The sequence below is a fragment of the Streptomyces sp. NPDC058198 genome, assembly GCF_042882605.1.
Lineage (GTDB): Bacteria > Actinomycetota > Actinomycetes > Streptomycetales > Streptomycetaceae > Streptomyces.
Genome location: NZ_JBHVVP010000007.1, coordinates 301,281 through 310,121, shown reverse-complemented (window position 1 = coordinate 310,121; position 8,841 = coordinate 301,281). Strand labels below are relative to the sequence as shown.

The 8,841-nt window shown below is 67.9% G+C and carries 3 protein-coding genes; 2 read left to right on the top strand and 1 reads right to left on the bottom strand.

The window, feature by feature from the left end; translation table 11 throughout:
* Positions 1–151: 151 nt before the first annotated feature.
* Entirely contained in the window at positions 152–6,823 is a 6,672-nt protein-coding gene (locus ACFVWW_RS24140; RefSeq protein ID WP_386878967.1) for an SDR family NAD(P)-dependent oxidoreductase, read from the top strand.
* A 614-nt stretch (positions 6,824–7,437) separates the two neighbouring features.
* On the top strand, positions 7,438–7,941 hold the full coding sequence (locus ACFVWW_RS24135; RefSeq protein ID WP_386878968.1) for an ATP-binding protein: 504 nt from the start codon (positions 7,438–7,440) through the stop codon (positions 7,939–7,941).
* Positions 7,942–8,132: 191 nt separating this feature from the next.
* Here the strand turns inward: ACFVWW_RS24135 and ACFVWW_RS24130 are convergent, their stop codons facing one another.
* Positions 8,133–8,456: an SH3 domain-containing protein gene (locus ACFVWW_RS24130; protein ID WP_386878969.1), complete on the bottom strand. Its 324-nt coding sequence runs from the start codon at positions 8,454–8,456 to the stop codon at positions 8,133–8,135.
* Positions 8,457–8,841 lie beyond the last annotated feature (385 nt).

Genomic DNA, 8,841 nt, shown 5'->3' with positions numbered 1-8,841 from the left:
GCCCCCTCACCTTCCACCACGCCCTCACCCTCAACTACCAAATCGGAGGACTCAAAAGCGCCACCCACCTCACCAACAACCACCCCACATAAACCACCCCCGGCCCCGTCAACCCCCCACCCCCGAGTGTTGACCGGACAAGGAGAACCCCATGGGCAAACGCACACGTGCCTCGGGCAAAACCGCGACCCGCATCGCCATCATCGGTATGGGCTGCCGGCTTCCCGGCGACACCGACTCCCCCGCCGCCCTATGGCAGCTGCTCACCGAGGGACGCGAAGCGGTCGGAGAACCACCGCCGGGACGAGAAGAACTCTGGACACCGGAGCACACCGAACACACCCCGCACCGGGCGACCCCGCCCTCCCGCCGCGGTGGATACCTCAACAACGTATCCACCTTCGACGCCGACTACTTCGGCATCTCCGGCCGCGAGGCGGACGTACTCGACCCCCAGCACCGCCTGCTGCTGGAAGTGGCCTGGGAAGCACTGGAACACGCCGGAATCCCACCGGAGCGGCTGGCCGGCTCCTCCACCGGGGTCTTCACCGGTCTCAGCTACAACGACTACATGGACAGCCTCGCCGGACAGCCCCAGGAACTGGAAGGCTCCATCCTCACCAACGGGCACAGCGTCGCCGCCGGCCGTATCTCCTACCTGCTGGGACTCCAAGGCCCCTGCCTGGCGCTCGACACCGCCTGCTCGTCCTCCCTGGTCGCAGTCCACCTGGCCTGCCAGTCGCTGCGGAACAACGAGTGCGACCTCGCCCTGGCCGCGGGCGTCACCCTCATGCTCCAGCCCAGGATCACGCTGTCCTTCGCGCGGATGGGCATGCTCTCACCGACCGGACGGTGCCACACCTTCGACGCCGCCGCCGACGGGTTCGTTCGCGGCGAAGGCTGCGGGGCCGTCGTCCTCAAACGCCTCGCCGATGCCCTGCGCGACGGCGACCGCGTCCTCGCCGTCCTGCGCGGCTCCGCCGTCAATCAGGACGGCCGCTCCGACGGCCTGGCCGCACCCTCTCCCGCCGCCCAGCAAGCCGTCCTCCGCGCCGCACTCAGCAACGCCGGAGTCGACCCGCGCGACGTCGGACTGATCGAGGCGCACGGAACCGGAACCCCGCTCGGCGACCCCGTCGAATTCGCGAGCCTGGCACAGGTCTACGGCACCGGCCGGCAACGCTGCGCCCTGGGATCGGTGAAAACCAACCTCGGTCACCTCGAACCCGCCGCCGGCGTCACCGCGCTCATCAAGACAGTCCTGTGCCTCCAGCACGGCCTCATCCCGCCCAACCTGCACTTCACCCGCTGGAACCCCGCCATCACCGCACGGGACACCCGTCTCTTTGTCCCCACCGAACTCACCCCATGGCCTGTAGAGGGCACCACGAGACTGGCCGCGGTGTCCTCCTTCGGATTCTCCGGCACCAACGCCCACGTCGTACTGGAACAGCCCCCCGCCGCCAAACGCCGTCCCATCCTGCCCGCACCCCGCCGCGCCACGACAGCCGCACCCGATGTCCTGCTCGTCCCCGCCGGATCCCCCGCCGTACTACCGGCCGCCGCACAGCGCCTGGCCGACTGGCTCGAAGGCGACGGCGCGGACGTACCACTGCGCGACGTCGCCCACACCCTGGCCCTCCGCCGCAGCGCCGGACGCGGACGCCTGGGGGTAGTGGCCGCCACCCGCGGCGAAGCCGTCGAGGCGCTGCGAGCCTTCGCAGCCGGAGACCCGCATCCCGCCGTGACCTCCGGCGCCGTGGGCGCCGCCGTGTCCCGCAAACCGGTATGGGTCTTCTCCGGACAGGGCTCCCAATGGGCCGGCATGGGACGCACACTGCTACGACGAGAACCCGCCTTCGCAGCCGCCCTCGCCGAAGCCGACGCCCTCATCGCCGCCGAGAGCGGATTCTCCGTACTCCAGACGGTGCGTACCGGCCGACAGGTCACCGGCTGCGCCACAGTCCAGCCCACCCTGTTCGCCCTCCAGATCGCCCTCGCCGCCACCTGGCGTGCCCACGGAATCCAGCCGGCCGCGGTCATCGGCCATTCCATGGGGGAAGCAGCGGCCGCAGTCGTCGCCGGAGCCCTCTCCCTCGAAGACGGAGTACGCGTCATCTGCCGGCGCTCCGCACTCCTGACCCGGATCGCCGGAAACGGCGCCATGGCCAGCGTGCCCCTGCCTCCCGCCACCGTGGAAAACGACATCGCCGCAACGCCGTCCGTGACCATCGCGGTCTACGCCTCGCCCCACTCCACCGTCATCACCGGCGACCCCGCGCACATCAGCCGGCTCATCGACGCCTGGCAGGCTCGGGGAATCCTCGCCGCACCGATCGACGTCGACGTCGCCTCCCACAGCTCACAGGTAGACACCCTCCTACCCGAACTCCTCACCGGCCTCGCCGACCTCACCCCCCGGCCCCTCCGCATCCCCTTCTACTCCACCGCTCTCGAAAACCCGGACACCCCACCCGCTTTCGACGCCGCCTACTGGTGCGCCAACCTCCGTAACCCTGTCCGTTTCACCACCGCCGTCACCGCGGCCGCCGCCGACCGCCACCTGATCTACGTCGAAGTCTCCCCCCACCCCGTCATCACCCGCGCCCTCACCGAAACCCTCACTCCGCACACCACCCGGACCAGCCCCCACCTCGTCCTGCCCACCCTGCGCCGCGGAGAAGACGAAACCACCACCCTGCGCACCCAACTCGCCGCCCTCCACTGCGCCGGCGTACACATCGACTGGACACCCCTGTACGCGGACGGACACCTCACCGACGCGCCCACCATCACCTACGACCGCCAACACCACTGGAGCGGCACCGCCCACCCCGCCACGGCCAGCACTCCCACCCAGCCCGGCGACACCGCGGCCGACGGCACCCAGCCCAGCGACACCCCGGCCGGTGACGGGCCACCCGGTGGCGGGCTGCCTGGTGTTCATACCGAAGTGCCGGGTGATCCCGTGCGCCATCTGTGGCACGCGGAGGCCGGGACCGCAGCCCTGCCCTGGCTGGCCGACCATCAGGTCCACAACAGCCCCGTCATGCCCGGCGCCGCCTACTACGCCGTCGCCCTGAGCGCAGCCTGCGACATGTTCGACACCACACCGGCCACCATTGAAGTCACCGACATCACCTTCCACCAGATGCTCCACCTGACCCCCCACACCGGCCTGACCACCACCGCGACCCTCTCCACCCCTGACCGCGCCACCTGCGAAATCCACGCACGCGACGACACCGGCCAATGGACCCTGTACGCCTCCGCCGTACTCCACCACCACGCCTCGCCCCCACCCCCGCCCCGCCCCGCCTCCCTCACCACCCTCGCCCTCAAACACCCCCTCACCCTCCACCCCGACACCCTCTACGCCGGCCTGCGCAGCCGAGGACTCCAGCACGGCCCGGCCTTCACCGGCATCACCGGCCTGCACACCTCACGCAACCAGGAAAGCTTCTGGGCCACCGTGAACATCCCGCCCCCCGCCCACAGCCCCTCACACACCCTCAAAATCCACCCCGTCCTCATCGACCTCTGCCTCCAACTCATCACCGCCCGCCTCATCAACAACACCAGCCACAGCCTCATCCTCCCCGTCAAAATCAACTCCGTGCGCATCCTTGGCGATCCCACCACCGCCACCTACTGCCACGCACGCATCACCGAAACCACCGCCAACACCCTCACCGGACACATCCGCCTCCTCGACCCCACCGGCGCCCCCGTCCTCACCCTCGACGGCGCCCAATTCACACACCGAGAACACACCACACAAGACACCACCCCACCCGACCAATCGCTCCTCGAAATCGACTGGCACCCCGCCCCCCGCCCGCCGACCACCCACCCAACCCCGCCCGGAAACTGGCTCATCATCGGCGAGGGCGACAGCACCGCTCTCCACCTCGCCGACGCCCTGCACACCACCGGAGCACACACCGAAGTACAAGACACCCCCCTCGACGACGACCCACTCGAATCCATCACCACCACACTCAACGCCCACCTCACCACCCAACCCCACCTCCCCCACGCCGTAATCATGCTCTGCCGAACTCCCACCCCCAACACACCGACAAACCACCCGACAGCAGCAGACGGCCCCGCGGACGATCCCACCGTGGACGCACTGCTGCGGACCCGACGGCTCCTCGGCATCGCCCAAGCACTCGCCCGGCACACCGACCCGCCACGCCTGTACGTGGTCACCCGCGACGCCCGCGCGGTACTGACAGGCGAAACAACCGACCTCGGACAAGGCGCCCTACGCGGAGTAGTACGCGTACTCGCACTCGAACACCCGGACATGCGGGCCACGCTCCTAGACATCGCCCCGGACAACCAGGGCGCGAAGGACCCAGCCGGGGAGGCGCTGGCCGGAGAGGCCCGCTCAGCCGAGGAGGATCCGGTTCTGGTGAATCTGGTCGGGGAGTTGCTCGCCGGCGGCAGCGAGGACGAAGTCGCCCTGCGCGGCTCCGCACGGCATGTCGCCCGGCTCGACTACCGCCCCGTACAGGACTCCGAACGCCCCTCGGACATCTCCCGCACCGTGCACTATGCCGAAGACGGCTTCCGCCTCCACGCGGCACGCCCCGGCGATCTCTCCAGCCTGGAACTCACCACCGCCCCACGACGGACACCAGGACCCGGCGAAGTAGAAGTACGCGTCCAAGCCGCCGGCATCAACTTCCGCGACGTACTCACCGTCATGGGCCTGCTCCCCCACAACCAAAGCCAAAGCCAAAACCAAGACCTCAACCTGGACCTGGACCTGGACCTGGACCTGGACCTGGATCAGGCTCGGGGCCAGGACCGGGATGTCTGCGGGCCGATCGGCTTCGAGTGCGCGGGAGTCGTCACCAGGACCGGCCCCGGCGTCGACCACCTACACATCGGCGACCCTGTCCTCGCCGCTCATCTCGAAGGCGGCGCCTTCGCCTCCTTCACCACCCTCCCCGCCCACACCGTCGCCCCCATCCCCCCGGGACTCAGCCCCACCACCGCCGCAGGACTGCCCACCGCCTACCTCACCGCCTGGTACGCCCTCCACCACATCGCCCGCCTCAGCCCGGGCGAACGCATCCTCATCCACTCCGCCAGCGGAGGCACCGGCCTCGCCGCCATCGCCGTCGCCCGCCGCCTCGGCGCCGAGGTCCTCGCCACTGCCGGCTCTGACAAGAAGCGCCAATACCTCCGCGACCTCGGCATCCGCCACGTGATGGACTCCCGCACCCTCGACTTCACCGAACAAACCCTCACCGCCACCGACGGCCAAGGCGTCGACGTCGTCCTCAACTCACTCCCCGGACCCGCCATCCGCGCCGGACTCAAAACCCTCCGCCCCTTCGGCCGCTTCATCGAACTCGGCGTCCGCGACACCCACGCCGACACCCCCCTCGGCCTGGCCCCCCTGCTCCACAACATCACCCTCGCCACCATCAACCTCATCGAACTCCAACAACACCACCCCCTCACCTACACGACCCTGCTCCGCGACACCCTCACCGAAATCACCGAAGGCCGCCTCCAGCCCCTCCCCCACACCGCCTACCCCCTCGACCAAGCCACCCGAGCCTTCCGCCTCATGGCCGGCGCCCACCACACCGGCAAGCTCATCCTCACCCTCCCCGACCACGGACACACCACCGCCCGTCAACCCCGCCCACCCGTCATCCGCGGCAACGGCTCCTACATCATCACCGGCGGCCTCAGCGGCCTCGGCCTCGCCACCGCACGCTGGCTCGCCCAACACAACGCCGGCCACGTGGTCCTCAACGCCCGCACCGCTCCCACCCCCGCCACCACCCAGACCATCGAACAACTCAGCCAGACCGGAACCCGCATCACCCTGATCCTCGGCGACATCACCCGACCCGAGACCGCCGAACGTCTCGTCACCACCGCAACCGCCCACGGCCACCCCCTTCGCGGCATCGTCCACAGCGCCATGAACCTCCACGACGCCACCCTCACCAACATCCAGGAAGACCACGTCACCAGCGTCTGGAACCCCAAAACCCACGGCGCCTGGAACCTCCACCGAGCAGCCCGCCACGACACCCTCGACTGGTTCGTCCTCTACTCCTCCATGACCTCCCTCATCGGCAACCCCGGACAAGCCCTCTACGCCGCGGCCAACTCCTGGCTCGACGCCTTCGCCATCTGGCGCACCCACCAGGGGCACCCCACCCTCGCCGTCAACTGGGGACCCTGGGGCCAGACCGGAGCCGCCACCCATTACGCCCAGCACGGCTACCAGACCATCTCCACCCACCAGGGGCTCACCGCGCTCCACACCCTCCTCACCCACGCCCGCACCAACACCGCCGTCATCCCAGGCCCACCCGACACCTGGCTCCCCCGCACCACCACCCCCATCCCCCTCATGACCCACCTCGCCGCAGACTCCACACCCACACCTACACCCACACCAGCCCCCAGCCCCCGACCGGAACCCAACCCCCGCCCCAGCCCCAGCCCCAGCCCCGAACCCTCACCCGCGCCCACCAGCGCCGGCCCCACCCCCAGCCCCGCACCCGCCGGACCCGACCCCAGCAAACAAACCAACCTCGAGAACTACCTCAACCAACAGATCACCACCATCCTTCACCTCAACACCACCGCCCTCGACCCCCAAACCCCCCTCACCACCCTCGGGTTCGACTCCCTCCTCGCCCTCGAACTCCGCAACCACATCCAAAACGACCTCCACATCACCCTCCCCACCAACTACATCTACCAACACCCCACCCTCACCGCCCTCGCCACCCACCTCACCCAACACACCACTCAAGCGCCGCCCACACCAGAGAAATGAAATTGCAGACCCCCACCAACCACAGGCCCGACCGTCTGCCCTTCACGTCGCACTACATCCAAGCCCGAAAAGGGTCGTCGTCGCTCTCACGCCTCGTGATGTGATATACAATCTTCGTCGCCATGCCATGATTCCGACGCCGAATACCGGCCCCCTAAAGGGAAATGGCTCAGCGCAGCCCACAACCGTATTCTTGCGATGAACACACATCGCAACCTATTCGCGCATTCCGCTCCCTATAAAAACACTTCACGCCTTCCCCCCGAATTACCCACCTGCTTGAATAGGAGAAGCGAGACACACCGGTCCCCACGACCGGCACCCCGGCCCTCCACAGCAGCCACCTCCACATCTCGAAACCAAGGAATACGTCTCGCCCGAACCATGCGAACGCATGGATACGGGAGGCATTGTGAACCCTCATAAAAGAACGCGGACATTCAGCACCGGCCCAGTCGTCACGGTCCTCGCGACGGGCACGGGCACGGGCTCACTGCAACAACGCGGTCGGCTATGGCCCAATCCTCAACGCCACCGGTACGGATAACAACAACACCCGTGCCGGCAGCCCCGGATGACGAACACCGCCATCCCCCACCGAGGAGAGAAGCCACATGTCACTGATCGCGATCCCGCTCACCGAACTGGTACTGACCGCCCAGGACCTCGATGAATGGCCAGAAGGGACACACCCCCAAGCTCTGATCGCCCACTGCACCGCAGGGCAGCCGATATCGTTCTCCGTACCCTCGCTGAAGCGAGCCGTCCCCATCTCCCGCCATCTCGCCCAGCTTTGGCTGAGCGCTCAGAACGTCACCGACGACGACACCCGTTACACCGCCCTCCTCGTCATATCGGAACTGATGACCAACGCGGTCGAGCATTCCGGCAGCACCCGGATCAGCAGCCATCTGCACAAAGCCGGCGACCAACTGCACATCGAAGTCCGCGACCAGGGACGTACAACCTCCACCCCCCAACAGCCCCTGCCCGTCCACCACATCAAGGAATCCGGCCGCGGCCTGGAACTGGTCACCGAACTCGCCGAAGACTGGGGTGTAGAAACCGACAGCAACGGCAACTGCACCGTTCTGGCTACGTTACGAATCAACCCGTAGGCATCCCAGCCCGGGACCGGGTCACCACGGCGTCGAGATCTCCCGGGGAGCGAGATCTCCGCCGAGCGCGCTTGCGACATACACAAACGAAGCGCCGAATCGGCGGTTGGCCAAACCACCGATCCGGCGCCATTCGGGCTGCCGTTGCGGCGTGCGGCAACGGTCAGCGATTGCTCACGGTCCTGGGACCGTCAGCGCACGCAGTACGGCACGGGCGACAGGTTCTTGACGTACCGGGCGGCGACGTAGCCGACCCTCCCGCCGCCGAGCAGATACCAGAGGTTGTTGCCGTCCACGTTCTGGCCCGTGACCTTGCAGGACAAGGAGATGATCGTGCCCGGCTGGATGCCGCCCAGGTCTGCGGAGTTGGCGCTTGGCCGCTGACGGATGTTCAGTGTGATCCGCGAGACGACCTTGCCCTTGGGAAGCACCGCGGTCGCCCTCGGCGCCGGGGCCGAGACCGTACCTGCAACGGTGTCGGGGGTGGTGGCCGCGATGGCGGGCGTGGCAGTCAAGGCCCCGGAACCAGCGATCATGAATACGGCGAGCGCTGCGGTGACTCGACGCTTGATGCGAAGTGTGTACACAGTTCCCTCTTTCCCTTTTTGGGTGTTACATCCTTATGACACGTCCGCCGAGGCGAAAGCTAGACGGAGGCGGATTCCTCACTCGGACGAGTCAGTGTCAGGTGTGGGCGTGGCGCGTTGGCGCCAGAAACAGCGCCCGGCGCACGCCGGGTGGGAAGCTGATCTCCCCAGCCCGGCCGTCCCTGTCGGGGCGTCATCGTCATGACCCGTCGAGCAGCGCGCGATGATTTCCGAGCCAGGACGACACCGGCACGCGCCCTGGAGTTCGTAGCCCACTGGCTTTCCTGACCGGGATATCCCATAGTGATTCCAT